This is a genomic window from Pseudomonas sp. JV245A (assembly GCF_032424515.1).
Taxonomy (GTDB): Bacteria; Pseudomonadota; Gammaproteobacteria; order Pseudomonadales; family Pseudomonadaceae; genus Aquipseudomonas; species Aquipseudomonas protegens.
Genome location: NZ_VYKE01000685.1, coordinates 1 through 210 on the forward strand (window position 1 = coordinate 1; position 210 = coordinate 210).

Here is a 210-nt window from a genome sequence, read left to right on the forward strand (position 1 = left end):
GGTATGGCCGACCAGTACATCGTTCGGCGCGCTGATGCTTACCGAGCCGGTGGTTTCGCCGACCGGGATGGTGATCTTCTCGCCATTGGCCAGGGTCACGACTACAGGTGAGCCGGTCACTGGAGCAGTGACGGTAGCGGTGTAGGTGACGTTGCCACCTTCGGCCGCCGAAGGCGTGGCTTTCAGCGATACGGTGGAGTTGTCGATGGT

At 61.9% G+C, this 210-nt stretch carries 1 protein-coding gene; it reads right to left on the reverse strand.

The genetic code is table 11. The features are described from left to right. A partial coding sequence (locus F6S12_RS33620; protein WP_315870095.1) for an immunoglobulin-like domain-containing protein occupies window positions 1-210 on the reverse strand: 210 nt, incomplete at both ends.